This window comes from Dyadobacter endophyticus, assembly GCF_014641595.1.
GTDB classification, from domain to species: domain Bacteria; phylum Bacteroidota; class Bacteroidia; order Cytophagales; family Spirosomataceae; genus Dyadobacter; species Dyadobacter endophyticus.
In genome coordinates, this window is record NZ_BMIA01000006.1 from 124,373 (window position 1) to 147,650 (window position 23,278).

Consider the following 23,278-nt stretch of genomic DNA (forward strand, 5'->3'; position numbering starts at 1 on the left):
TACCTGATCACATACAATGGCCAACGATGTAAAATCTCCATTTGCAGTAAAAAAGATCAAGTGGGAGGGCCTGAAAATTACGCTTCACCTGCTGCGCTATCTCCGCCCCTACCGCATGACGTTCGCGGCCGGAATGCTGTTTCTTGCGTTGTCGACGGGTACGTCGCTCGCATTTCCGAAGCTTGTGGGAAGCATTATCGAGGTAATTGAGGGTAAATCGCAGTTTACGATCAATCAAATCACCTTACTGCTCTTCCTCGTGTTGCTGGGGCAGGCGATATTCTCGTTTTTCAGGATCTATCTTTTTTCCAAAGTCAGTGAAAAGGCTGTAAACAATATCCGCCTGGATGTTTTTAGCAAGATTATCACATTACCTGTGCCGTACCTCGAAGAACATCGCGTAGGCGAGCTCACAAGCCGCATTACCTCCGATGTTTCGCAACTTGCCGGATTGCTGTCATTTACACTTGCAGAACTCTTCCGGCAGGCCGCGACGCTCATCGTCGGCATGTCCATTTTGTTCTATACTTCCTGGAAACTCACGCTTTTCATGCTCGCGACCGTACCGGTGCTCGCATTTGCTTCGGTATTCTTCGGACGCCACACGCGCAGGCTCTCACGCAAGGCGCAGGACCAGCTCGCGGCCGCTAATGTGGTGGTGGAAGAAACACTGCAGTCGGTCAATGTGGTGAAAGCATTTACCAACGAACCGTTGGAAATCAACCGGTACCGGACGATCCTCGGCCGCGTCGTCGATCTTACGTTGTATGCCGCGCGGTTCCGGGGCGGTTTCGCTTCCTTTATCATATTTGCCATGTTCGGGGGGATTGTGGGCGTGATCTGGTACGGAGCAGCGTTGGTGCAGGCGGGCGAGTTCGGGCTGTCCGACCTTTTTACATTTATTCTTTACACCACATTCATCGGGGCGTCGATCAGTGGAATGGGCGATTTGTACGCGCAGATCAACCGGACAGTCGGTGCCTCGGAACGTATTTTCGAGATTCTGGGGGAAACATCCGAGGTTTCTGTCGACGAGGTGCAAAATGCGGTTGCCGGGCATATCGACGGTCGCATTACTTATCAGGATGTGCATTTCGCTTACCCATCGCGTGCAGACCTGCCGGTCTTGAAAGGGGTGTCCCTGGACGTGCGGGCGGGTGAAAAAATTGCATTGGTTGGTTACAGCGGCGCCGGCAAATCGACTATCGTGCAGCTCCTAATGCGATTTTATGAATACCAGTCCGGCGAAATCCTCGTCGACGGTAAGCCGCTGCCGGAATACGGAATTTCAGCATTGCGGAAAAACATCGCGATAGTGCCGCAGGAAGTAATGCTTTTTGGCGGGACGATCTATGAGAATATCGCCTATGGAGAGCCTTCGGCTTCGCGGGAGGCCATTGTGGATGCGGCGAAGCGCGCCTATGCGCTGGAATTTATCGAATCTTTTCCCGAAGGTTTTGAAACGATTGTAGGCGAAAGGGGTATCAAGCTCTCTGGTGGCCAGCGGCAACGCATTGCCATTGCCAGGGCAATTTTAAAAGATCCCAAAATCCTTATTCTCGACGAAGCCACAAGCTCGCTCGACGCCGAATCCGAAAAACTAGTGCAGGTCGCGCTGGACGAATTAATGAAAAACCGCACGACCATCGTCATCGCCCACCGGCTGGCTACGATCAGGAAGGTCGATATGATCTACGTCTTGCGCGAGGGCCGGATCGCCGAGTCGGGCACGCACCAGGCATTGAGCACCGTTCCTGACGGCGTATATGCCAAACTCATTAAACTTCAATTCGAAACCGCTGAAAACCTTTCATGAAAAACGCTGAGCCAGATCACTCCGCATCACAAGCATTTTTTCAAATACAAAAAGAAAAAGCGATAGCCGCGGAACAAAAGGAGCATGAAAGATTCAAAAATATAGCCCTGCTGCGGCTGGCTGCATTTGCCGGAATGGTGATATTGGCAGTGGTTTGGAATAAAACCGGCGTAGGATTCTGGGGAATAGGCATATTGATACTCCTGCCGACCTTCCTGATCCTGATGCGCAAACAGCAGGACGCCCGCACCAACCGCAATTTTCAGCGAAACCTGGTCGCCATCAACGAAGACGAGCTCGGGCGCCTCGACTTGCGGTTTAAAAGGCCCGATACCGGTGCCGAATTCCGCGAAAAGGACCATAATTATTCCGACGACCTCGACATTTTCGGAGAATATTCCCTTTTCAAGCTCCTCAACCGCACCCGCACTGCCGAAGGAAGCCGCCGGTTAGCCAACTGGCTCAAAAATCCCGCCGATGCGCCTGAGGTGACCCTCCGGCAGGAAGCCTCCGCCGATTTCAGCCGGCACCCTGAACGGATCCAGGCATGGGAAGCGACTGCACTGTTGCACGAACATGCCGCAAAACATGTGGGTCAATTCCAGTCATGGGTCGCAGAAACATTCCCGGCGCCTTTGCGCAACACATTACTATGGCGCTGGTACCCGTTGGTAACCCTTGTTATTGCAGTGTTGTATTTCACGGGCATAGTGCCGGGCATTGCCATGCTCGCGAGCCTTGCCATCCATCTTTTCATATTGGCCCGCTATGCCGAATATGTAAAAGTGCTCGCCAACAGCACGACTTCCATGGGCCGGACACTGACGGCTTACGCCGAATTATTGCAAAAAGCGGAATCCGCACCTTACCATTCTGCCTGGTGGCAATCGCGAAAAGAACGGATTGCCGGCTCGTCGGCAGCGCTGGCAACGGCTGGTAACCTCTTCGAAAAGCTCGATTACCGTAACAACCCCTATTTCGCCATTTTCGTCGGCATCCCTACGCTCTGGGATATGCATATTCTTAATGCCCTTGAAAATTGGAAAGCCGCGCACCACCAGCACCTGACCGACTGGCTCGACGTGCTGGCCGATACCGAGGCGATGAACAGCCTGGCCGGTCATGCGTTTGCCAATCCGGAATACATTGTGCCCCAGGTTCATGACGCCTCCGAAGCCACGGTCGGTGCCACCTCCCTTGGCCATCCGCTGATTCCAGCTGCAAAACGGATCAGCAACAATTTCGCAATGCAGGGCACGGGCAAGACGATCCTCGTGACCGGCTCGAACATGTCGGGTAAAAGCACATTTTTGAGAACAATAGGCCTGAATCTCGTGCTCGCACAAATGGGAGCGGTCGTAAGCGCAGGCGCATTCGCGTGCTCGCCTGTGCGCGTGTTCAGCAGTATGCGCACGCAGGATTCGTTGGAAGAAAGCACTTCGTCCTTCTACGCAGAGCTGAAAAGGTTGCGAAAGTTGCTCCTGCTGGCCGATGAGCAGCAGCGGGCACCGGTTTTCTATCTTCTGGACGAGATATTGAAAGGCACCAACTCCGCCGACCGTCACCGGGGAGCGGAGGCGCTTGTCCGCCAGTTACATTCCAAAAATGCATCCGGTATGGTATCCACGCACGATCTGGAACTCGGCGAATGGGGCGCAACCGAAACCTACATCCACAACTTCCACTTCCGGTCGGATGTAGAAAACGGTCAGCTGCATTTCGACTACCGTTTGCATGAAGGCATCTGCCGTAGTTTCAACGCTTCGGAGCTGATGCGGATGATGGGCATCGCTATCGGGCCCGATAAAACCCCGCTCGCACACTGATACCGGGCATTTGCACGGTTGTTGGAGGTTTTGCGTAACTTTACTGTTTACATTTACGTTTAAAACACTGATCCGGTAGCGGAGATCGAACTTTTTTGATTAACAATTAACCCGTAACGATTACAAAACCTGAATGGAATTACAGAAAGCATTGGAAATATTGATCATGGCAGGGCAGCTTATCCTGGGCCTGTCGATCCTGGTGGGGTTGCATGAGTGGGGCCATATGGCCGCCGCAAAATTGTTCGGAATGAGGGTTGAAAAATACTTTATAGGCTTTCCTCCTAAAATTTTCAGTTTTCAGAAAGGTGAAACAGAATATGGTATAGGCGCTATCCCGCTTGGCGGGTTCGTAAAGATTTCCGGGATGATCGACGAGTCGATGGACACCGAATCGATGAGCCAGGAGCCACAACCGTGGGAATTCCGCTCCAAACCGGCCTGGCAAAGGCTGATCGTCATGCTCGGCGGGATTATCGTGAACGTGATCGTTGGTATTATCATCTTCATCGCCATCGCTTATCATGATGGCAAGAAGTTCCTGTCAATCGACGAGGTAAACAAATATGGTATTGTAGCAGGTGAGCTTGCGCAGGAACTGGGCCTGAAAACCGGCGACAAGGTGATCCGCGTCAACGGGAAACCTTTTACGGATTACAATGAACTGGTTAGCTCCGAAGTTTTCCTCGGCAGCAACAGTTCGTACACCGTTAGCCGCAACGGCCAGGAGATTCAGATCGAAATCCCGAACAACTTCATCGAAAAACTCTCCGACCCTGACGAGAAACGCAATTTTATCCTTCCGTTGGAGCCATTCAAAATTGGTGAACTGATTCCCGGAATGCCTGCGGAAGCAGCTGGCCTGGAACCCGGCGACAAGGTGGTTTCGATTAACGGCAAGCCTATTCAATTCTTCCACGAATTACAGGCGCAGCTGGAAACCCTTGCAGGCAAGGCTACGACAATGGTCGTACAGCGCGGCGCGCAACAAAAGACCCTGAAAGTAGAAGTGACCGAAGACGGCACGCTAGGTTTCTATCCTGAAACCCTGCTCCATTTCACGACTGTGAACTACACTTTCGGCGAAGCCGTAGCAATTGGCACGGAAAATGCCTTCGGCGTGGTGTATAACAATATCAAAGGTTTCGGTAAAATATTCCGCGGTGAAGTTTCGGCTTCCAAAGCATTGAGCGGGCCGATCGGCATTGCACGTATGTTCGGCGGCGTTTGGGACTGGGGCCGTTTCTGGTCGCTTACCGGCTTGCTGTCGATGGTACTCGCCTTCATGAACGCACTTCCGATCCCCGCACTGGATGGCGGTCACGCGGTAATCCTTTCGTACGAAATTATCTCAGGCCGCAAGCCTTCCGACAAATTCCTTGAAAACGCTCAAAAAGTAGGTATGGTCCTCCTGTTGGGCCTGATGGCCTTCGCCATTTTCAACGACGTATGGAAAGCAGTATTTTAATGAAAGGGAGGAAAGGGAGAATGGAGGAAGGGGAGAAAAGGAAATTCTCTCCCTCATCTTTTTCTTCCCTTTCCCCCTTCCTCCCTTTCCTCCCCTTCTTCCGTTCCCTCCCTTTCCTCCTTGCCTCCCTACTACTGTTATCTTTTATCCCCAAGCACGATTATCACGTTTCGGTGACGCAGATGCAATACAATGCGACGTCCCGGGTGTTTGAGGTAAGTATCCGAATATTTACGGACGATCTCGAAAAAGCATTGTCTGAAAGCCATTCCAAGCAACGTTTTGTGATCAAAGACAATGATCAAAATGATCGCTTCGTTGAGGAGTACATTCGTAAATCATTTGTTTTGACAGATAGTCAGAAAAAAAATACCCCTATCAAATATGTCGGAAAAGAACAGGAGGCGGATGCGACGTGGGTTTACCTCGAAATTCCTTTTCAGGGCACTTTGAACGGCTGCAAGCTTTTGAACGTTACGCTTATGGAAGTTTTTGACGATCAGGTGAATATGACAAACGTTAAGTTCCAGTCCGAAAAAAAGACGTTTTTATTTAAAAAAGGACAGACTTCTCACCTGCTGTAATTAGTTTGCGACCGCTCATAAAAATGCATGACATAATGTGTAGTGGCACGGCTATTTTGTTTTATAATGCCTTTCTTTTGAAAGTCATTATTTATATATTGGGAAAAGATTATCTGTCAATTTGACAGAATGCCTATGAAATTTGAACCTTCTGATCTATATAGCCGGCTGCTGATGTCCGACTCGGACATGGATAGCCTTGAAATCGTTCCTCTTGGTGGCCCCGATGGCTCTGACGAGCCTTTTGAACTTCCCAACGAATTAGCAATACTCCCGATCAGGCAAACAGTGCTCTTTCCCGGAATGGTAATCCCCGTAACGGTCGTGCGCCAGAAGGCCATCCGGCTTGTTAAAAAGATATACCGCAATTCCGATATCAATCAGCGTATTCTCGGTGCCGTCACCCAGGCCATTCCCAACAAGGAGGACCCTACGGCCGACGATCTTTACAATATTGGTACCGTTGCACAAATTCTGAAAATGATCACTTTGCCCGATGGCAATGTCACGATTATCGTTCAGGGACGCCAGCGTTTTGAAATCAAAGCCATTGTAAATGAGGAACCTTACCTGACCGCCGAAGTACGGGCGATCGAGGACTCATTTGTTGGCCCTACCAAAAAGGAAGCCAAAGCTTTGTTGCAATCGCTTCGTGACGGCGCGCATAAGATCATGCGCCTGAACCCGGAAATTCCGCAGGAAGCACGCATCGCGCTGGACAATATCGAGAGCCCGATCTTTTTGATCCACTTCCTGTCGTCAAATATCAACGTAGAGATTGCCGACAAGCAGAAATTGCTGGAAGAGCGCAACGGCCACAAGCAGGCAACGCTTTTGCTGCAATACATGATGCGGGAGATCGAAATGCTGGAACTCAAGCGGGAAATCCAGACGAAAGCCAGCTCGGATATCGATCAGCAGCAACGGGATTATTTTCTCCGCCAGCAAATCAAAGTTTTGCATGACGAGCTGGGAATGGACAGCCCCGAACGCGATCTGGACGAAATCCGCCTGAAAGCGAGCCAGAAAAAATGGGCGCAACCGGTAAAGCTCCACTTTGAAAAAGAGCTGACCAAATTGCAGCGCATTAACCCGATGGCCCCCGAGTATCCGGTAACGATGAATTACCTGGAAACGCTGGTGGATTTGCCGTGGGGGCAATATACCAAAGACAATTTCGACCTGGTAAGAGCGCAGAAAATCCTCGACACCGACCATTTTGGCCTCGAAAAAGTAAAAGAGCGTATTATCGAATACCTGGCGGTACTGAAACTGAAAGGTAACCTGAAAGCACCGATCCTTTGTCTCTATGGCCCTCCGGGTGTGGGTAAAACCTCGCTTGGCAAGTCCATTGCGAAGGCGTTGAACCGGGAATACATCCGGATGGCGCTGGGCGGCGTTCACGACGAAGCCGAAATCCGTGGACACCGGAAGACTTACATCGGCGCTATGCCGGGCAAAATCATTCAGAATATCAAAAAAGCAGGTTCTGCCAATCCGGTATTCATCCTCGACGAAATCGATAAGGTAAGTTCCGATTACCGCGGCGATCCTTCTTCGGCATTGCTGGAAGTTCTCGACCCCGAACAAAACTCGTCATTTACCGATAACTACCTTGAAGTAGAATATGACCTCTCCAAGGTCCTTTTCGTAGCGACTGCCAACTCGCTCGATACCATTCATCCCGCATTGCGCGACCGGATGGAGATCATTGAAATGACCGGCTATACGATCGAAGAGAAATTGCAGATCGCCAAACGTTACCTCGTTCCAAAACAGCGCAAGGACCACGGCCTGAAAGCGACGGACGTAAAGGTTGAAGACGCGGCATTGCTCAAAGTAATTGAAGGCTACACCCGCGAATCGGGCGTTCGTAACCTCGAACAGAAGGTAGGAACGGTAATCCGCAAAATCGCGAAGTCGGTGGCGATGGAACAGGACTACCCCAAGACCATCAAAGCGGATCAGGTAGAGAAATACCTCGGCGCGGAGATTTTTGATAAAGATCTGTATCAGGACAACGACTTCGCAGGAGTTGTAACCGGCCTTGCCTGGACATCGGTGGGAGGCGAAATTCTCTTCATCGAAACAAGCCTCAGCCGCGGCAAAGGTGGTTTGACGCTGTCGGGCCAGTTGGGCGACGTAATGAAAGAATCGGCTGTTGCTGCATTGTCCTATCTCAAAGCCAATGCGGAAAGATTAGGCATCGATTACCGTATTTTCAACTATTACGACCTCCATGTACACGTACCTGCGGGTGCAGTGCCCAAGGACGGCCCAAGTGCGGGTGTGACGATGGTTACTTCCATGGCCTCGATATTTACGCAACGCCGGGTGAAACCGTTTATCGCGATGACCGGCGAGATCACATTGCGTGGAAAAGTGCTTCCGGTTGGTGGCGTGAAAGAAAAGATTCTGGCTGCCCGCCGCGCGGGTGTGCGGGAAATTATTCTATGTGTGAAAAACCGCAAGGATGTGGAAGAAGTACCAGCCAACTACATCAAAGACCTGACTTTCCATTATGTGGACCAGATCGACGAAGTACTGGGCATTGCCCTTCTTCCCGAAAAAGTGAATAATCCGATGAGCTTCGTTTTTCCCGATGAAAAGAAGGAAAAAGAAGAAAGCGGATTTGCTGCAATGTCTGTTTAAGTCTAACTTGAAAAATATACAAAGAGGTGCCCAAAGGTGCCTCTTTTTGTTTAAGGGTTGTGCTTTCCAAACGGCGTCACACTATCAAACCTTTTATCTACTAAAAAATGTCGTTACCGCAGCTTTCTCCCCAACTGCTCGACCAGCAGCCCGAACTTCTTCCCAATCACGGGAAACTTCTTGCATTGCCTGAAAAAATCATCCAGTTCGGCACGGGCGTGCTGCTACGCGGTCTTCCCGATTATTTCGTGAACAAGGCCAATGCACAGGGCATTTTCAACGGCCGGATCGTGGTAGTTAAATCAACCAGCACGGGAGGAACGGATGCGTTCTCGGAGCAGCAGAATGTTTTCTCCCACAGCATTCGTGGTATCGAAAACGGCCGGCAGATCGACGAAACCGTTATCAACACCAGCATCAGCCGCACACTGGCAGCGTCCGGCGACTGGGCCGATATTCTTGAATGCGCGCACAATTCGCAGCTTAATATTGTTATTTCCAATACGACAGAAGTTGGTATCCAGCTTGTCGACGATGATATTTTTGCCAGCCCGCCCGTGTCCTTTCCGGGGAAACTTACAGCCTATTTATTCGAGCGCTTCAAAGCATTCAATGGGGCACCGGAGTCAGGGATGGTGATTGTACCGACGGAACTGATCGTCGGTAATGGCCCGAAATTGAAAGCCATCGTGCTCGAACAGGCAAGCCGGCATAGCCTCGGCGAGGCGTTTATGGACTGGCTCGAACAACATAATCATTTTTGCAGCTCGCTCGTGGACCGTATTGTTCCCGGCAAACCAGATGCGGAAACAGTGGAGACGCTTTCTGAAAAACAGGGTTTCCGCGACGATCTGCTGATTGTTTCCGAAGTTTACCGTCTCTGGGCCATCGAGGGCGGCCAACAGGTGCGCGATGTACTGCGTTTTGCGCAAGCTGATAAAGGCGTGGTGATCGAGCCTAATATCGATCTATTCCGTGAATTGAAGTTAAGGTTGCTGAATGGCACCCATACATTGGCGTCAGGCCTTTCTTTCCTGCATGGGCTCGACACCGTCCGTGAAGCCATGGAGAATGCCGAAACGGCCCAATTTATCGCCGATGTAATGTTGAAGGAACTGGCACCCGCGATACCGTACGATGTAGATCCCGCACAGGCACAGGAGTTCGGTGGGCAGGTGCTCGACCGCTTCCGTAATCCTTTCATCCGGCACCAGCTGATCGACATTACCGTACAATACACGGCCAAGATGAAAATGCGCAACATTCCGACGCTTTTGAACCACTATCGGCAGTCCGAAGAGGTTCCTGCATTGTTTGCCAAAGGATTTGCGGCATTCCTGCGGTTCATGAAGCCTACGGTTCACAAAGACAACGCCTATTACGGCGAACGCGATGGCCAGCCTTACTCGATCCGCTGCGATTCGGCGGCTTATTTTGATGAAAAATGGAAGAATGCCGCCTCGCCGGTCGATCTGGCGCAGCAGGTTCTGAGTGATGTGTCGCTTTGGGATACTGACCTTACATTACTACCGGGTTTTGCCGAGGCCGTGAAAGGCTACATGACCGAACCGGTGGCTACGGGGACTTCCACGCTTTAAGCTGATTATAGAGTTCGGCAGCCGAGATTTCGCCGGAACTGAAATAGATCTCATCCTTCCCTGTTTTGATCAGCAGGTAAGGGTGGGATTTTTTATTGATATACAACTTCACAATCCGGCCATCGTCGGTTTTGAAAGAGCCTTTTTTATATTCTCCACCCGCAAAACCGTTCGCTTTGCTCGAAATGTCGGGCAGGCTGTCGGTCACGCTGAAATAGGTCACATCATCGCGCGCGATTTTCATCCCGGAAAGGCCTTTGACCTCCAACGCGCCGGTGGTGAGGAATATCTCGCTGTCCTTCATCCCGGCAAACATCAGGAAGCCTGCTCCCACAGCCACGACGATCATGATGGCCATTGCAATGTAAGTTCCTACCCGCTGCCCGGTCGTGCCCGTGTAATAGCGGTTGCCAACGGCTATCATGTACACGTATGCCAAAAGCGGATACATTATCATAAAGACTGTAGCCCAATTGGCACTGAAAATATTCAGCAGCAGCACTCCCGCCAGCACGCTGACACCGAGAAACAGGTGGAAGCGATTGAAAAACTTTACATAGGAGACTATGTCCATCTTGGCGCGATCGGCCTCGGACATCATATTATACCCCGATACCAGGTACTTTGCATTACCCGGCGTTACGATAAACCCGAGCGAAAATAACACCAGCGAAATAATGAGGGCTACGGTAAGCATAATTTTGTCACGGCTAATTGCCTTATAAGTTACAAAATTATACGGGAGAAAGCCAATTGGCTTTAATTTTGGTAAATGCTTATATTTGATCAAAAGCACATTATGATTCTTCCATTGAACATACCTGCGCATCCGACTTTTACCGACGAAGAGTTGGTCGCATTCTGCGTAGCCAACCCTGAATTGATGGTGGAAAGAGATGAACACGGGCAACTACACATCACTATGACACCTACCTTTATCCTTAGCAGCTCCAACAACAGTGAATTGATTGCAGAAATAGTCTTTTGGAATCGCAAGTATAAGGCTGGTAAAGTGATAGAGTCAAGTGGAGGGTTTTTTCTGGAAGATAAGTCGATGCGTGTTCCAGATGTGGCTTGGATTCAAATTGATCGCTGGAATGCACTGAGCAAAGCTGAAAAACGCTCGTTCCCTAGCATGGCGCCCGATTTTGTCATTGAACTACAATCTGAAACCGATAGCCTGGCCGAACTTAAATTAAAAATGGTCAAATGGATTAGTAATGGCGTGAGGCTTGCCTGGCTCGTGTGTCCGGACAGTCAGACGACCTACATTTACGAACCGGGCAAGCCTCAGCTTGCTATGCATTTTAAAGAAACGTTGTCAGGCGGTGAAGTCCTGATCAATTTCTCCACCCGCCTGAGCGACATTCTCGAATATTAATCAGCTATTAGCCCGGAACTCCTTCACGAGCGCAATGCTTTCCGCAACTTTCTGCTCGATCCAGGGATAGTTTCCTTCTGCTACCACATCCTTCGGAAAGAGGTTTGAGCCTAAACCTACTGCATAAGCTCCGGCTCCGAACCATTCGTTGATACTTTCTTTGGTAGGCTGCACGCCGCCGGTTACCATGATTTTAACCTTTGGCATAGGCCCGCGGATCGCCCGCACGAATGCCGAACCCACCACTTCACCCGGGAACAATTTAACAACCTCGGCACCCGCCTGTTGTGCATTGTATATTTCAGTCAGTGTAGAAATGCCGGGAATCCAGGGAATACCTGCCTTTGCACAGGCCTGGCCCACTGCCGGGTTGAGGCAAGGTGTTACGATGAAGTCAGTGCCGGCGTCGATGAATTTTTGTGCGGTTTCCGCATCATAAATGGTACCGATGCCCAGCGAAAGGCCTGGCAGGCTTTCCTTTACATAAGCCAAAAGCTCCGTAAATACATTGTAGGCATTATCACCGCGGTTGGTAAATTCGAATGCACGTGCGCCTCCCCGGTATGCCGCATTGATCACCTCTTTGGCAATTTCAATATCGGCATGGTAGAACAGCGGCAGCACGCCGACTTCGTTCAAAAGTATCAGTGTTGTTTCTTTATCCATGATTATTGGCCAGATTGCTAGCGTTTGATTCTTCCTGAGGTCTCTCCCTGACGGATGGCTTCCACTTCGGCAATCGTCGAGATCAACGCGTCTCCTTCGATGGTATGCTTCAATGCGGATGCAGCCACGCCAAATTCCAGGGCCTTTTGCTGGTCATCGAAAGTGATAAGTCCGTGGATAAGACCGGCAATGAATGCGTCGCCGCCGCCAACGCGGTCGATGATCGGGTTAATTTCGATGTCTTCCGTTTCCAGCAACGCTTTGCCATTCCACAAAAATGCCCTCAACAGGTTATGCGAAGCGCTGATCGACGTCCTTTTAGTATCTACCACCGTCTTCACCTGCGGGAAAGCCTTCTGTAAGTTGACGCAGGATTCGACAAAATCGTTTCCATCTATGTCAAAAATCTCCTTGATATTGATGCTGTTGGCAATTACGACGTCCGTTCCGGCAGTCAGCTCGGGAAGAATATCAGATGGTTTTTTACCGTATTGCCACAAATTGGCACGGTAGAAAATGTCGCCTGAAACGGTAATGCCGCGTTTGCGGGCAGCTTTAATGCCGTCGAGCAACGCGTCTGCGGCTCCCTGTGACAATGCGGGCGTAATACCCGCCCAGTGAAACCATTTCGCGTCTTTCAAAATGACGTCCCAATCAAGTTCTTTCGGGTCGATGGTTGCGAGGGATGAATTGGCGCGGTCGTACACGATCTGGCTACCGCGCATGGCTGCACCGGTTTCGAGGAAATAGACGGCCATTCTTGGGCCGCCGTAAATGATATGCGAAACATCGACACCGTGAAAATGGAGATACTGAGCCGCCGCTCGTCCGATGGGCGAGTCAGGGAAACGGGTAACATGCGCCGTGCTATGTCCCCAATATGCCAATGCGGTCGAAACATTCGCTTCGCCACCGGCATAAGTTACATTCAATTGACGGGCTTGTTCAAAACGGGAAAAACCAGGAGTGGAAAGCCGCATAAGGACTTCTCCGAAGGATACTATCTGAGCCATATTTTAAACTAATGCCCGTTTGCCAAAGAAAGAACTCCCTGACGGGCCATTGAAAAATGATTACGAACCAAAATTAAGTATTAACATTAAAATAGCCCACAACAAAAATGTCTGGGCTATTCATTTATCAGTGTATTTTAAATTCGGATTTTATTCAAAAACCAAAATATTTGTTGGCATTGTTATAGCTAATACCTTCCACCATCTTGCCCAGCCACTGGATGTCGTTAGGCAACTCCCCATTTTCGACATCCTGTCCAATCAGGTTACAAAGAATGCGGCGGAAATATTCGTGACGCGGATAGGAAAGGAAGCTGCGGGAATCGGTGAGCATTCCTACGAAACGGCTTAGCAAACCCATATTCGAAAGTGCATTCATTTGCCGCTCCATACCATCTTTCTGATCGAGGAACCACCAGCCGGAACCGAATTGCATTTTGCCGGCAACGGTACCATCATTGTAATTCCCTGTCATCGTAGCCAACACCTCATTATCGGCCGGATTGAGGTTATACAAAATCGTTTTCGCCAGCTGATCCGTCGAATCCAGCTTGTTCAGGAACTTCGACAGCGCCTGCGCCTGGCTGTAATCGCCGATGGAATCCCAGCCGGTGTCCGGGCCGAGTTCGCGGAGCATCCGCTCGTTGTTGTTGCGCAAAGCACCGAGGTGAAACTGCTGTGTCCAGCCCTTGGAATGATCCATTTTGGCCATTTCATAGAGCAACACCGACTTGAACGCCAGTGCCTGGCTTGCCGAAGGCTTCTCCCCTTTCAATGCAACCGCGAATGCCTCGCGGGCCGCAGTTTCATCGAATTCAGCATAAATATGCTCCAAGCCATGGTCCGACAAGCGGCCACCCATCGAAGCGAAGAAATCGTGGCGGTTCTGCAATGCTGCCAGCAATGCGTCATAGGAAGCAATCTCTCCCGTACCAGCTGCTTGCGCAAGTTTGGACAAATACTGTTTGAAATCCTCCGGCGATTCGATCAGCAGCATCGCCTTATCCGGCCGGAATGTAGGCAAGACACGGATATCGAAATCGCTATCGCTGATCGTTCTATGATAATTGAGAGAGTCCGTTGGATCATCCGTCGTGCAGATAACCTTTACGTTCATCCGGTTTAGCAAACTTTTCACCGAGTAATCGGGTTGGCGCAGCTTGGCCGAGCATTCATCGTAAATCTCGCGGGCTGTATGCTTGTTTAGCAGTATATCAATATTGAAATAGCGGAGCAGTTCGAGGTGCGTCCAATGATAAAGGGGGTTCCGCATCGTGTAAGGTACCGTTGCGGCCCATTGTTCGAACTTCTCCCAGTCACTGGCCTCACCGGTGCAATACCGCTCGTTAATACCATTCGCGCGCATGGCCCGCCATTTGTAATGGTCGCCGTAAAGCCAGGCCTGCGTCAGGTTTTCAAACTGCTTGTCTTCCGCGATCTGATCGGGCGGCAGGTGGCAGTGGTAATCGATAATCGGCATTTCCTTCGCATAATCATGGTAAAGGATACGCGCGGTTTCCGAACGGAGGAGGAAATCTTCGGAAATGAAGGTCTTTTGTACTGCGGTGCTAATCGTTTCCATTCTCTTTCTTGTTACAATCACAAACTTCTTTCAATCCCGTATTCAAGCCCGCGCAGCTCCGCAAGCCCCCGCAGACGCCCGATAGCCGTATAACCCGGGTTGGTCCGCTTTGTCGCCGACAAATCATCGAGCATACGGTGACCATGATCCGGGCGGAAAGGCATTCTCAAATCGGCTCTGCCTTCATTTTCCCGCCTTTTCTGTTCCAATACCAATGAGCGCATCACACCGTACATATCCACGTCGCCATCCAGGTGATCGGCCTCGTAAAAGCTGCCGTCGTGCTCACGTTTGGTGGCGCGCAGGTGGATAAAATGGATCCTGCTGCCCAGCCTGTCAACCATCCCGGCAAGATCATTATCCGGCCTGACGCCGTATGATCCCGTGCAAAAACAAATACCGTTCGCTTGCTTGTCATATGCTTTCAGCAGCATTTCCGCATCGTTTTCGGTGCTTACCACACGTGGCAGCCCCAGGATCGGGTACGGAGGATCGTCGGGATGGATCGCTAACCGTATCCCCGCCTCTTCCGCCACCGGCCCGATGGCCTGGATGAACTGGTATAAATGCGTGCGCAGCTCGAAATCGCCGATATGCTCGTAGGTTTTCAAAACCTTTCTGAACTCTTCAACGGTAAAGCTCTCTTCCGAACCAGGCAAGCCGGCGATGATATTACGGACGAGCTTTTGCTTCTCCTGCTCCGACGCGGTTTCGAGCCAGATTTTCGCAGCACGCTTCTGCTCGTCGGTGTACAAATCCTCCGCTTCCGGTCTTTCCAGAAGGTAAAGATCAAAAGCAGCGAACTGGGTTGCATCGAACCGCAAACCTGTGGAACCATCCTTCATGGGTGCGTCCAGATCGGTTCGCGTCCAGTCGAGAATGGGCATAAAATTGTAGCAGACGGTATCGATACCGCATTGCCCCAGGTTCCGGAGCGACTGCTGATAATGAAGGATATGTTTTTCAAAATCCCCTGAACGTGTCTTGATCGACTCGTGCACAGGCACACTTTCCACGACCGACCACGTAAGGCCGGCGTCCTCGATCAGCTGCTTACGCGCCTGAATTTCTGATACTTCCCAAACTTCACCGTTGGGAATATGATGCAATGCGGTTACGATTCCGGTCGCCCCGGCCTGACGGATATCCTGCAACGAAGCAGGGTCGTTAGGCCCGAACCAACGCCAAGTTTGTTCTAATGCCATTATTATTTTAAATGCTCTATGCTACTAATCTATGCTCCGGTACGCGCTCGCGCAAGACTTTCAATGCGCGGCTCATTTGTGTTTCCACCGTCTTCACCGAAATCTCGAGCCGTTCGGCGATATCGCGGTAGCGGAGGCCTTCTTCGCGGCTAAGGCGGAAGATGAGCTGGCATTGGCGCGGCAATGCCTGGATACAATCTTCAATATGCTCGTAAAATTCGTTATACGACAACTCTTCCGCAGGCGAAAAATGATCCGCGTGACTCATATTCCACTGCACCGATTCCAGCGAATCCCGCTCATTCTGACGATGGATACGCAGTTTCAGGTAATCCAGCGCCTGGTTGCGCACAGCCCTGTAAATGTAAGCCTGAAATGAAGTATGCACCTCAATCTGCTCACGATTTTTCCAAAGTTTCACAAATACATCGGATACCACTTCCTCCGCGATTTCCCGCGTTACGACCACCCGCATGGCGTAGTTGCACAGCGAACGGTAATGACGTGTGAATAACTCGCGGAACGCATTATAATCACCGTTAGTCACCACTCTGCCAAACAGGGTTTCCAGTATACTTTTCTGAGAACAGGCTGATGGTAATGTACTGGTAAATGAGTTTGTTTCCATGTAAGCTGAGCTAGGTTAATTATAGAAAATTTCCTCGAATTGTAGTGGTATTAAGCCCCTTGTCTTCGTCGATGATTTATCTAGTTTAAACACTCGTTCGCTGATACACAAAAAAAAATCTTGAAAAAAAGCAATAAATTTACGCAACCGTTCCCGGAACCGTTCCCATTCCCGCAATTTTTCCCGGAACTTTGTGCGAACGGCGGTGACTTTGTGCAACATTGACCATTAGTGTATTTCCGGGACTTTTTAGCAAGATTGTACTATTTCAATATACCCGTATGAAAAAGGTTTCTATCACCATCAAAGAGATTGCAAGGCAACTCGGCATTTCCAAATCGACTGTGTCCCGCGCTTTGCGTGACAGCAGCGAAATCAGTGAAGAAACCAAGCAAAAGGTGATCGACCTGGCGGAGGAGCTCAACTATTATCCCAATCCGATAGCAATCAGTCTGCTTAAAAACCGAACGCAAACAATCGGGGTAATTGTACCGGATATTGCGAACCGCTTCTACTCGTCGGCCATCGGTGGCGTAGAGGATATTGCGTATAGCCGCGGATACCATACGATGATCTACCAAAGTCACGAACTGCTCGAAAGGGAGCGTTCGGCCACGCGGCACATTGCCTCGCGGCGGGTCGACGGCCTCGTGGTAGCGATTTCAAGCCAGTCGGAGAATATCGACCATTTCGCTTCCTTGCAAGAACAGGGCATTCCTGTCGTGTTTTTCGACCGTGTGAGCGATGCTATGAACTCTCATAAGGTGCGGGTTGATGATTACCGGGGCGCTTTCGACGCTACGGAGCATTTGATCAAAAGAGGCTGCAAGCGCATTGCACACATAGCGGGCCCCAAACCGGTATCCATTACACGCTTCCGTTTGGAAGGGTATAAAGACGCGTTAAGAAAACATGGGATCGAATTTCAGGAAGAATGGGTATTGCACAGCGAGATCACGCAGGCGGGCGGTACGGAGCGCACCTACCAGCTCATGGCCCTGCGCGAGCGTCCGGATGCCATTTTCGGCGCCAGCGACCGCATTACCATGGGCATTCACTCGGCATTGCGGCAGCTGGGCTACCGGATGCCCGACGATGTTGCGGTGGTAGGTTTCTGCGACCTGGCCATGTCGTCGCTCCTCGATCCGCCGGTGAGCTCGGTGACCCAGCCGTCATTCGAAATGGGCCAGCAGGCCGCATCCTTATTACTGGACCTTATTGAAAGCAAAAATACCCCGGCCGAATTCGAGACCAGGGTATTGCAATCTAATTTGGTTATTAATAAGTCGTCTATGCGACATTAGCCGCTGAGGATCAGTCTGTGAGCGTTATCCCGTAATAGCCTTCAATTTTCTCTCAAATTCGACGAGGATGCGCTCCTTCATCTGAACCTTGCGTTTTTGGATATTGATACGGCCAACGGCTTGCTTGTCCTGTTCGGGATCGCCGGTAGCGGTGCGGTCAAATTCCAGCTGCGCGAATTCAAGGTCGCTTTTCTCGCGCTTGGTAAGCCATTCGAGCTCGCGGTATTTGGTACGAAGCTGCTCTTCGGGGCTTTTCAGGTCGAAAGCCGGGTATTTGCGGCTGATAACGCGTGCCAGATAGCTCAACTCGAATATCTTGTCGCACACCATACGGAACTTTTCCGCTAGTTCCTTGTCTGCCAGTTTGAAAGGGATCTTGATTTCCTTCCATTTGCTGAGCAGGGCTTTTGCCGCCTGGGATGCCTCAATGATATCGGGTGACCTCAAAAGCGTTTCGGCCTCTGCCAGCAATTTTTGCTGTTCTACGATACGCGGGTCAACACGTACCTTCGGCTCGATGCCTTTGGCGGCATTATATTTGTCATAGAATAATTTAAGGAAGTGACGGTACGCCTTGTTGACTTTGAAAAAGCGCTTTGGCGGAACCTCTCCTACATTGTTCCATGCATTGCGTACGTCCCTTGCTTTCGAATAAGCATCATCGAGATCTCTCGAGTAGCTAAGCGTTTTGGTGATTTTGATCAAACGCTCGTATTCTTCGATCCGTGCTTGGTTGAGCTTGTTCTGCTCGTCAAAATAGTCGCGACGACGTTGGAAGAAATCATCCAGAATTTGCTGGAATGTTGTTTCAATTTCTTCCTGATATTCCTTGTCGACCGGCCCGGTACGGATCCATTTCGCTTTGATCTCCTGAATCTGGTCCGTTGCAGTGGCATAGTCGGTCACTGCGGCGGCAACTTTCACGTCTTCGATCAGCGCACGTTTGATTTCCAGATTTTTGAGCTGATTGACTTCAATAAGGCCTTTGAGATATTCTTCCTTCTCTTCCAGCCTTCTCAACAGGGGAACAAAATCACCCAATGCATCAAAACCTTTCAACTTGCGCTGCAACTGGATCAGCTTGGTAAGGTAAGAGCCCTTATTAAGTGCTTCATCTATTTCGCGTTCCAGCTGTTCAACTTTGTTCAGGACAATGTTAAAACGATTTTTAAAATAGTCAATCGCTTCCTGTTCAGTCCTTTTTACTTCTCCAATTTGCCGGTCGGGGAAATCCAGATACCCCTTTAAAAATACTTTGCTGTCCTTAACGTAGCCGTATTCATCATTCAATGTGGCATTTTCCATTCTTTCAATTTTTTTTATCTGCTAAGTGTAGGGATATATAACGATATTTGTTACGCACAAATTAAACAAAAAATGAGTAACGAAACCATTATTTTCTCAATGTCGGGGGTTAACAAAATCATTCCTCCCAACAGACATATTATCAAAAACATTTATTTATCCTTTTTCTATGGTGCCAAAATAGGCGTCCTCGGTCTGAACGGCTCCGGTAAATCAACACTCCTTCGTGTGATCGCCGGCATCGACAAAGACATTCAGGGTGAGGTAGTTTTCTCTCCCGGGTACTCCGTCGGAATGCTCGAACAGGAACCGAAACTCGATCCTACCAAGACCGTTCGCGAAGTTGTAGAAGAAGGTGTACAAGAAATTGTAAATCTATTGAAAGAATTCGACGAGATCAACGAAGCCTTCGGTGCGGAAGACGCTGATTTCGACAAATTATTGGAAAGACAGGGGGAAGTTCAGGAAAAACTCGACGCTTCGGACGCCTGGAATCTCGACAACCGGCTCGAAATCGCGATGGACGCTTTACGCTGCCCGCCGTCGGATACATTGATATCGACACTTTCGGGTGGTGAGAAACGCCGGGTCGCGTTGTGCCGCCTCCTGCTCCGCCAGCCCGACGTTCTTCTGCTCGATGAGCCCACCAACCACCTCGACGCCGAGTCGGTACTATGGCTCGAAGAGCATTTGAGACAATATAAAGGAACGGTCATCGCTGTAACCCACGACCGCTATTTCCTCGACAACGTTGCCGGTTGGATCCTTGAACTCGACCGCGGCGAGGGTATTCCCTGGAAAGGCAACTATACTTCCTGGCTCGAACAAAAGCAGGAACGCCTGAAAAAAGAGGAGAAAACCGAATCGAAACGTCAGAAAACATTGCAGCGCGAGTTGGAATGGGTACGTCTGGCACCCAAAGCACGCCAGGCCAAATCCAAAGCGAGGCTGGGGGCTTACGAGAAATTGCTCAGTGAGGAGGGCAGAGAGAAAGAAGAGAAATTGGAAATCTTCATTCCTTCCGGCCCAAGGCTTGGAAACAAGGTCATCGAAGCACATAATGTTTCGATGGGCTTCGGTGACAGGCTGTTGTATGAAAACCTCAGCTTCGCATTGCCGCCAAACGGTATTGTAGGCATTATCGGGCCGAACGGTGCCGGTAAAACTACTTTATTCAAACTCATTACCGGCCAGCTGAAACCGCTGACAGGTCATTTCGACGTTGGTGAGACCGTGCAACTCGCCTATGTAGATCAGGAACACGACAATCTCGACCCGAACAAAACCGTATACCAAAGCGTTTCCGACGGCAACGACTGGATCATGCTCGCGGGCAAGCAGGCCAACGCCCGTGCATACGTGAGCCGGTTTAACTTTGGCGGCGGCGACCAGGAGAAAAAGGTAGGAACCCTTTCCGGTGGTGAACGTAACCGCGTACACCTTGCGATGACACTCAAAGAAGGCGGCAACCTGTTGCTGCTCGATGAGCCTACCAACGACCTCGACATCAATACCCTTCGTGCATTGGAGGAAGGTCTGGAAAACTTTGCGGGCTGCGCGGTAATCATCTCCCACGACCGCTGGTTCCTCGACCGCGTCGCTACGCACATTCTGGCATTCGAAGGAGATTCGCAGGTTTACTGGTTTGAAGGAAACTTCTCCGAATACGAAGAAAACCGCCGCAAGAGATTAGGCAACGACGCAACTCCCACCCGGATTAAATATAAGAAGTTGGCATAATTGCTATTAAATACAATTAGTTAAAAACGCTCACCTGTCCAGGTGAGCGTTTTTTTGTCACCATTTGTAGAATTTATTTTTGACTTTTCTTTACATTCCATGAATTTCTATGTCTCTTGTAGAAAAAATTAGTACTATTTTTCAAAATCTGAGAATCTGTAATCGCCCACGAACATAAATTATATGCGTTTCAAAGGTCTGCTGCTTTTACCCATTCAATCACGTTTACTAATTGTCGCATTTTTTCTTGCCCTCCTTGTTTGCTGGCCCGCCATACTTCTGGGCCAGCGCGAACTGATCCTCAACACTACGGGTTACGGGTTTGACCGGACAGCGCCCAACGGAATCAATGCCGAGCAATGGCAATACATTCTAAAATTTGCGAACCTTAAATACAATGGGAAGGATGCAAGTCCGACGGCCATCAGGCTGCATGTACAGTGGGAGCATTATGAACCTACCGCGGGCAATTACCAGCGGGCAAAGTTGGCCCAGGCGGTCAAAGCCATTCTGGATATTAACCCGAACATGAAGGTAGCGCTTCATTTCTCGTACCTCCGCCCAGGTTACTGGAACGACAGCTTCCTTGCGCTACCAGACGTCGCACAACTATCAACCGGCTCGCTTATGCGCGAAGCGGTTGCGCATACTTACCCATCGGTGTACTCCGAAGATGCTAAGAGTCGCTTTCTAGCTTTCGTGGACGACGCGCTGGCGCAGGTCCAGGCCTATTCTTCGAGGATTTTGTATGTGGCGATGGGCAACAATGGGTCGGAAGAATTTTATATCCCCAACAAAACGGTCAATTCCGTCAATTATGCCGGCATGTTCGAAGCAAAGGCATTACAGGCGTGGCGCACGAAGTTTCTTCCGGCAAGGTTTCCGGGAAAACTCAATGCTACCTGGGGCCGGAACTCCTATCCTATCGCTTCCGCCCCCCAACCAACCGACGGAAATTACAATTCTGAAATAGGCCGCGACCTGCATCGCTTCGCTGGGTGGGGTTTGCTGAAACTTTTCAAGGGCTTTTATCAAACCGTCAAAAACCGTAATCCTTCCATTAAAGTATTGCACTTCATATCCGATTTTGGCTCCGTGCAGGGCAACAACTGGCATTTGCACAGCAGCACTCTTCTCCTTGCACTGGAATTGTCGGACGGTATTTACCATACCGACGGCACCAATCAATGGGACCTTTGGAAAAAAATTATGGGAATCGACGTCATTAAAGGTACCTACCCCAACAAAATAGCAGGCGTGGAGTTCGACCCGATAGACCTTGCCCAGCCTGCTGGCGGTTCGGGGATCAATGGGGGTATTCCTTATGAGTGGTTTCCAAGAGCCTACAAGCATGGCGCCGACTACGTACACATTGCCATGCATTATAATGACATAGAAATGCAGCAGCTCGCGCCCACGCTCGCGCTGTGCCGCGAGCAGTATATTACGGGCTCTTACCAACCTCCGGCCCGCGCGGAAGCGGCTACTATCAACATTTTTCCGAATGTTTTCACCGGGAACTTCCTTTTCGACAAGTGGAACCAGATAGGCGGCCAGAACTTCGGGCAAACCGACCTTCGTCCCGCTTCGATCAGGATGACGGACACGGGTTATTGGGAAAACCTTTGGGAAAAAGACAATTACCTGCCTTGCTCATTTACGCTGAACATGAGCACTTCCCCGGGCAAACCCGTTGTGGGGACGCCGGTGACGCTCAGCATCAATTGCCAGGGGCCGGAATGCAATTCGGCGAACTATGTTTGGACCGGCCAGGGGGCCAATAACCTGACGGGCAGTTCCATCACATTCAATGCCCCTGCCACCCCAGGCGATTATAACTACACTGCCACATCGGTGCGGAGCGGGTGCGGCGTCAAATCTTCATCGAAAGTCGTCCCCGTTGCCCGTGCATTGCCTGTGAAGCTAATCAGCTTCACGGCTGTAAAAGAGGGCAGGCAGGCGCAACTCGCCTGGTCCACAGCCGAAGAAGTGAATAGCGAAAAGTTCGACATAGAACGGAGCCCCGACGGCAAAAAGTGGGTGCGGGTTACCTCCGTGGCCGCAGCAGGCGATGTATTGAATGCAGTAAGCAGGTATAATTTCACCGATGGAAACCCATTGCCCGGCGAAAATCTGTACCGGCTCAAAATGATCGACCGCGACGAGACATTTTCATACAGCAGGATTATAAGCCTTCGTTTCGAAACGACGACTGTCGTGAGCATTTATCCTAACCCGGCCAGCGACAAAATAAAGATTTCTGCGAACGACTGGAAGAATATCGCGACCGTCAGGATATTCAACATTACCGGCCAGGCGGTTTACAGTTCCGACAAGCCACAGCAGGAGATTGATATCCGGGGTTTGGCTTCCGGTTCGTATGTAATCGGGCTTGGGTGGAACGATGGCACGCGTGAAAATGTCAAGTTCGTGAAAGAAGGCGGGAAATAGGATGCGACCGGGATTTGCCCAAAGGCCAATTCTTGCTAACTTTCGAACGGAATCAGTTT

Annotated in this window: 17 protein-coding genes; 10 read left to right on the plus strand and 7 right to left on the minus strand. The window is 50.3% G+C overall.

The genetic code is table 11. The annotated features are described in order from the left end of the window. Positions 1 to 16 precede the first annotated feature (16 nt). The 6 genes from IEY24_RS29710 to IEY24_RS29735 all read left to right on the plus strand — a co-directional run bounded on the left by IEY24_RS29710 (position 17) and on the right by IEY24_RS29735 (position 9,944). Entirely contained in the window at positions 17 to 1,816 is a 1,800-nt protein-coding gene (locus tag IEY24_RS29710; protein WP_188938933.1) for an ABC transporter ATP-binding protein, read from the plus strand. After that, on the plus strand, positions 1,813 to 3,642 hold the full coding sequence (locus IEY24_RS29715; RefSeq protein WP_188938934.1) for a MutS-related protein: 1,830 nt from the start codon (positions 1,813 to 1,815) through the stop codon (positions 3,640 to 3,642). Before IEY24_RS29710 ends, IEY24_RS29715 begins: the two co-directional genes overlap by 4 nt. Positions 3,643 to 3,793: 151 nt before the next feature. After that, positions 3,794 to 5,110 carry an RIP metalloprotease RseP gene (gene rseP / locus IEY24_RS29720; protein ID WP_188939030.1) on the plus strand — a complete coding sequence of 439 codons (1,317 nt, stop codon included), beginning with the start codon at positions 3,794 to 3,796 and terminating at the stop codon, positions 5,108 to 5,110. Next, positions 5,110 to 5,694, plus strand: coding sequence for a DUF6702 family protein (locus tag IEY24_RS29725; protein WP_229223340.1), 585 nt, complete (start codon positions 5,110 to 5,112; stop codon positions 5,692 to 5,694). The genes rseP and IEY24_RS29725 overlap by 1 nt, the downstream gene beginning before the upstream one ends. A 135-nt stretch (positions 5,695 to 5,829) precedes the next feature. Then, positions 5,830 to 8,346, plus strand: a complete 2,517-nt coding sequence (gene lon, locus IEY24_RS29730) for an endopeptidase La (RefSeq protein ID WP_229223341.1) — start codon at positions 5,830 to 5,832, stop codon at positions 8,344 to 8,346. A 107-nt stretch (positions 8,347 to 8,453) separates the two neighbouring features. Next, positions 8,454 to 9,944 carry a tagaturonate reductase gene (locus IEY24_RS29735; RefSeq protein ID WP_188938936.1) on the plus strand — a complete coding sequence of 497 codons (1,491 nt, stop codon included), beginning with the start codon at positions 8,454 to 8,456 and terminating at the stop codon, positions 9,942 to 9,944. On the opposite strand, the gene IEY24_RS29740 is transcribed toward IEY24_RS29735, so the two are convergent. Then, entirely contained in the window at positions 9,922 to 10,641 is a 720-nt protein-coding gene (locus tag IEY24_RS29740) for a DUF3784 domain-containing protein (protein ID WP_188938937.1), read from the minus strand. The genes IEY24_RS29735 and IEY24_RS29740 overlap by 23 nt on opposite strands. A 75-nt stretch (positions 10,642 to 10,716) precedes the next feature. On the opposite strand from IEY24_RS29740, the gene IEY24_RS29745 reads away from it, so the two are divergent. Beyond that, the gene (locus IEY24_RS29745; RefSeq protein ID WP_229223342.1) at positions 10,717 to 11,325 is read left to right on the plus strand and encodes a Uma2 family endonuclease; all 609 of its coding nucleotides are present in this window, start codon (positions 10,717 to 10,719) and stop codon (positions 11,323 to 11,325) included. Here the strand turns inward: IEY24_RS29745 and IEY24_RS29750 are convergent, their stop codons facing one another. The 5 genes from IEY24_RS29750 to IEY24_RS29770 form a co-directional block, all read right to left on the minus strand. Beyond that, positions 11,326 to 11,991 carry a bifunctional 4-hydroxy-2-oxoglutarate aldolase/2-dehydro-3-deoxy-phosphogluconate aldolase gene (locus IEY24_RS29750; RefSeq protein WP_188938938.1) on the minus strand — a complete coding sequence of 222 codons (666 nt, stop codon included), beginning with the start codon at positions 11,989 to 11,991 and terminating at the stop codon, positions 11,326 to 11,328. Between the two features lie 17 nt (positions 11,992 to 12,008). Beyond that, positions 12,009 to 13,004 (minus strand): sugar kinase, encoded by a 996-nt coding sequence (locus tag IEY24_RS29755; RefSeq protein ID WP_188938939.1) that lies wholly within the window; start codon positions 13,002 to 13,004, stop codon positions 12,009 to 12,011. Between the two features lie 154 nt (positions 13,005 to 13,158). Then, positions 13,159 to 14,586: a glucuronate isomerase gene (uxaC, locus tag IEY24_RS29760; RefSeq protein WP_188938940.1), complete on the minus strand. Its 1,428-nt coding sequence runs from the start codon at positions 14,584 to 14,586 to the stop codon at positions 13,159 to 13,161. Between the two features lie 17 nt (positions 14,587 to 14,603). After that, positions 14,604 to 15,791 carry a mannonate dehydratase gene (gene uxuA / locus IEY24_RS29765; RefSeq protein ID WP_188938941.1) on the minus strand — a complete coding sequence of 396 codons (1,188 nt, stop codon included), beginning with the start codon at positions 15,789 to 15,791 and terminating at the stop codon, positions 14,604 to 14,606. A 16-nt stretch (positions 15,792 to 15,807) separates the two neighbouring features. Continuing rightward, entirely contained in the window at positions 15,808 to 16,419 is a 612-nt protein-coding gene (locus tag IEY24_RS29770; protein ID WP_188938942.1) for an RNA polymerase sigma-70 factor, read from the minus strand. 281 nt (positions 16,420 to 16,700) lie between these two features. On the opposite strand from IEY24_RS29770, the gene IEY24_RS29775 reads away from it, so the two are divergent. Further along, the gene (locus tag IEY24_RS29775; RefSeq protein WP_188938943.1) at positions 16,701 to 17,723 is read left to right on the plus strand and encodes a LacI family DNA-binding transcriptional regulator; all 1,023 of its coding nucleotides are present in this window, start codon (positions 16,701 to 16,703) and stop codon (positions 17,721 to 17,723) included. Between the two features lie 24 nt (positions 17,724 to 17,747). Here IEY24_RS29775 and IEY24_RS29780 read toward each other — a convergent pair whose 3' ends face one another. Further along, entirely contained in the window at positions 17,748 to 19,028 is a 1,281-nt protein-coding gene (locus tag IEY24_RS29780) for a DUF349 domain-containing protein (RefSeq protein ID WP_188938944.1), read from the minus strand. Between the two features lie 72 nt (positions 19,029 to 19,100). Here IEY24_RS29780 and ettA point away from each other — a divergent pair, with 72 nt between their 5' ends. Continuing rightward, positions 19,101 to 20,768, plus strand: coding sequence for an energy-dependent translational throttle protein EttA (ettA, locus tag IEY24_RS29785; RefSeq protein WP_188938945.1), 1,668 nt, complete (start codon positions 19,101 to 19,103; stop codon positions 20,766 to 20,768). Positions 20,769 to 20,951: 183 nt separating this feature from the next. Next, entirely contained in the window at positions 20,952 to 23,219 is a 2,268-nt protein-coding gene (locus IEY24_RS29790) for a T9SS type A sorting domain-containing protein (RefSeq protein ID WP_188938946.1), read from the plus strand. The last annotated feature ends 59 nt before the right edge of the window (positions 23,220 to 23,278 follow it).

Bases quoted from the DNA above. Each gene is read 5' to 3' on its own strand.
- IEY24_RS29710 (WP_188938933.1), top strand. From the start codon at position 17: ATGGCCAACGATGTAAAATCTCCATTTGCAGTAAAAAAGATCAAGTGG.
- IEY24_RS29745 (WP_229223342.1), top strand. From the start codon at position 10,717: ATGCTTATATTTGATCAAAAGCACATTATGATTCTTCCATTGAACATA.
- IEY24_RS29750 (WP_188938938.1), bottom strand. From the start codon at position 11,991: ATGGATAAAGAAACAACACTGATACTTTTGAACGAAGTCGGCGTGCTG.
- IEY24_RS29740 (WP_188938937.1), bottom strand. From the start codon at position 10,641: ATGCTTACCGTAGCCCTCATTATTTCGCTGGTGTTATTTTCGCTCGGG.
- ettA (WP_188938945.1), top strand. From the start codon at position 19,101: ATGAGTAACGAAACCATTATTTTCTCAATGTCGGGGGTTAACAAAATC.
- uxuA (WP_188938941.1), bottom strand. From the start codon at position 15,791: ATGGCATTAGAACAAACTTGGCGTTGGTTCGGGCCTAACGACCCTGCT.
- IEY24_RS29790 (WP_188938946.1), top strand. From the start codon at position 20,952: ATGCGTTTCAAAGGTCTGCTGCTTTTACCCATTCAATCACGTTTACTA.
- lon (WP_229223341.1), top strand. From the start codon at position 5,830: ATGAAATTTGAACCTTCTGATCTATATAGCCGGCTGCTGATGTCCGAC.
- IEY24_RS29725 (WP_229223340.1), top strand. From the start codon at position 5,110: ATGAAAGGGAGGAAAGGGAGAATGGAGGAAGGGGAGAAAAGGAAATTC.
- IEY24_RS29715 (WP_188938934.1), top strand. From the start codon at position 1,813: ATGAAAAACGCTGAGCCAGATCACTCCGCATCACAAGCATTTTTTCAA.
- IEY24_RS29780 (WP_188938944.1), bottom strand. From the start codon at position 19,028: ATGGAAAATGCCACATTGAATGATGAATACGGCTACGTTAAGGACAGC.
- uxaC (WP_188938940.1), bottom strand. From the start codon at position 14,586: ATGGAAACGATTAGCACCGCAGTACAAAAGACCTTCATTTCCGAAGAT.
- IEY24_RS29735 (WP_188938936.1), top strand. From the start codon at position 8,454: ATGTCGTTACCGCAGCTTTCTCCCCAACTGCTCGACCAGCAGCCCGAA.
- IEY24_RS29775 (WP_188938943.1), top strand. From the start codon at position 16,701: ATGAAAAAGGTTTCTATCACCATCAAAGAGATTGCAAGGCAACTCGGC.
- IEY24_RS29755 (WP_188938939.1), bottom strand. From the start codon at position 13,004: ATGGCTCAGATAGTATCCTTCGGAGAAGTCCTTATGCGGCTTTCCACT.
- IEY24_RS29770 (WP_188938942.1), bottom strand. From the start codon at position 16,419: ATGGAAACAAACTCATTTACCAGTACATTACCATCAGCCTGTTCTCAG.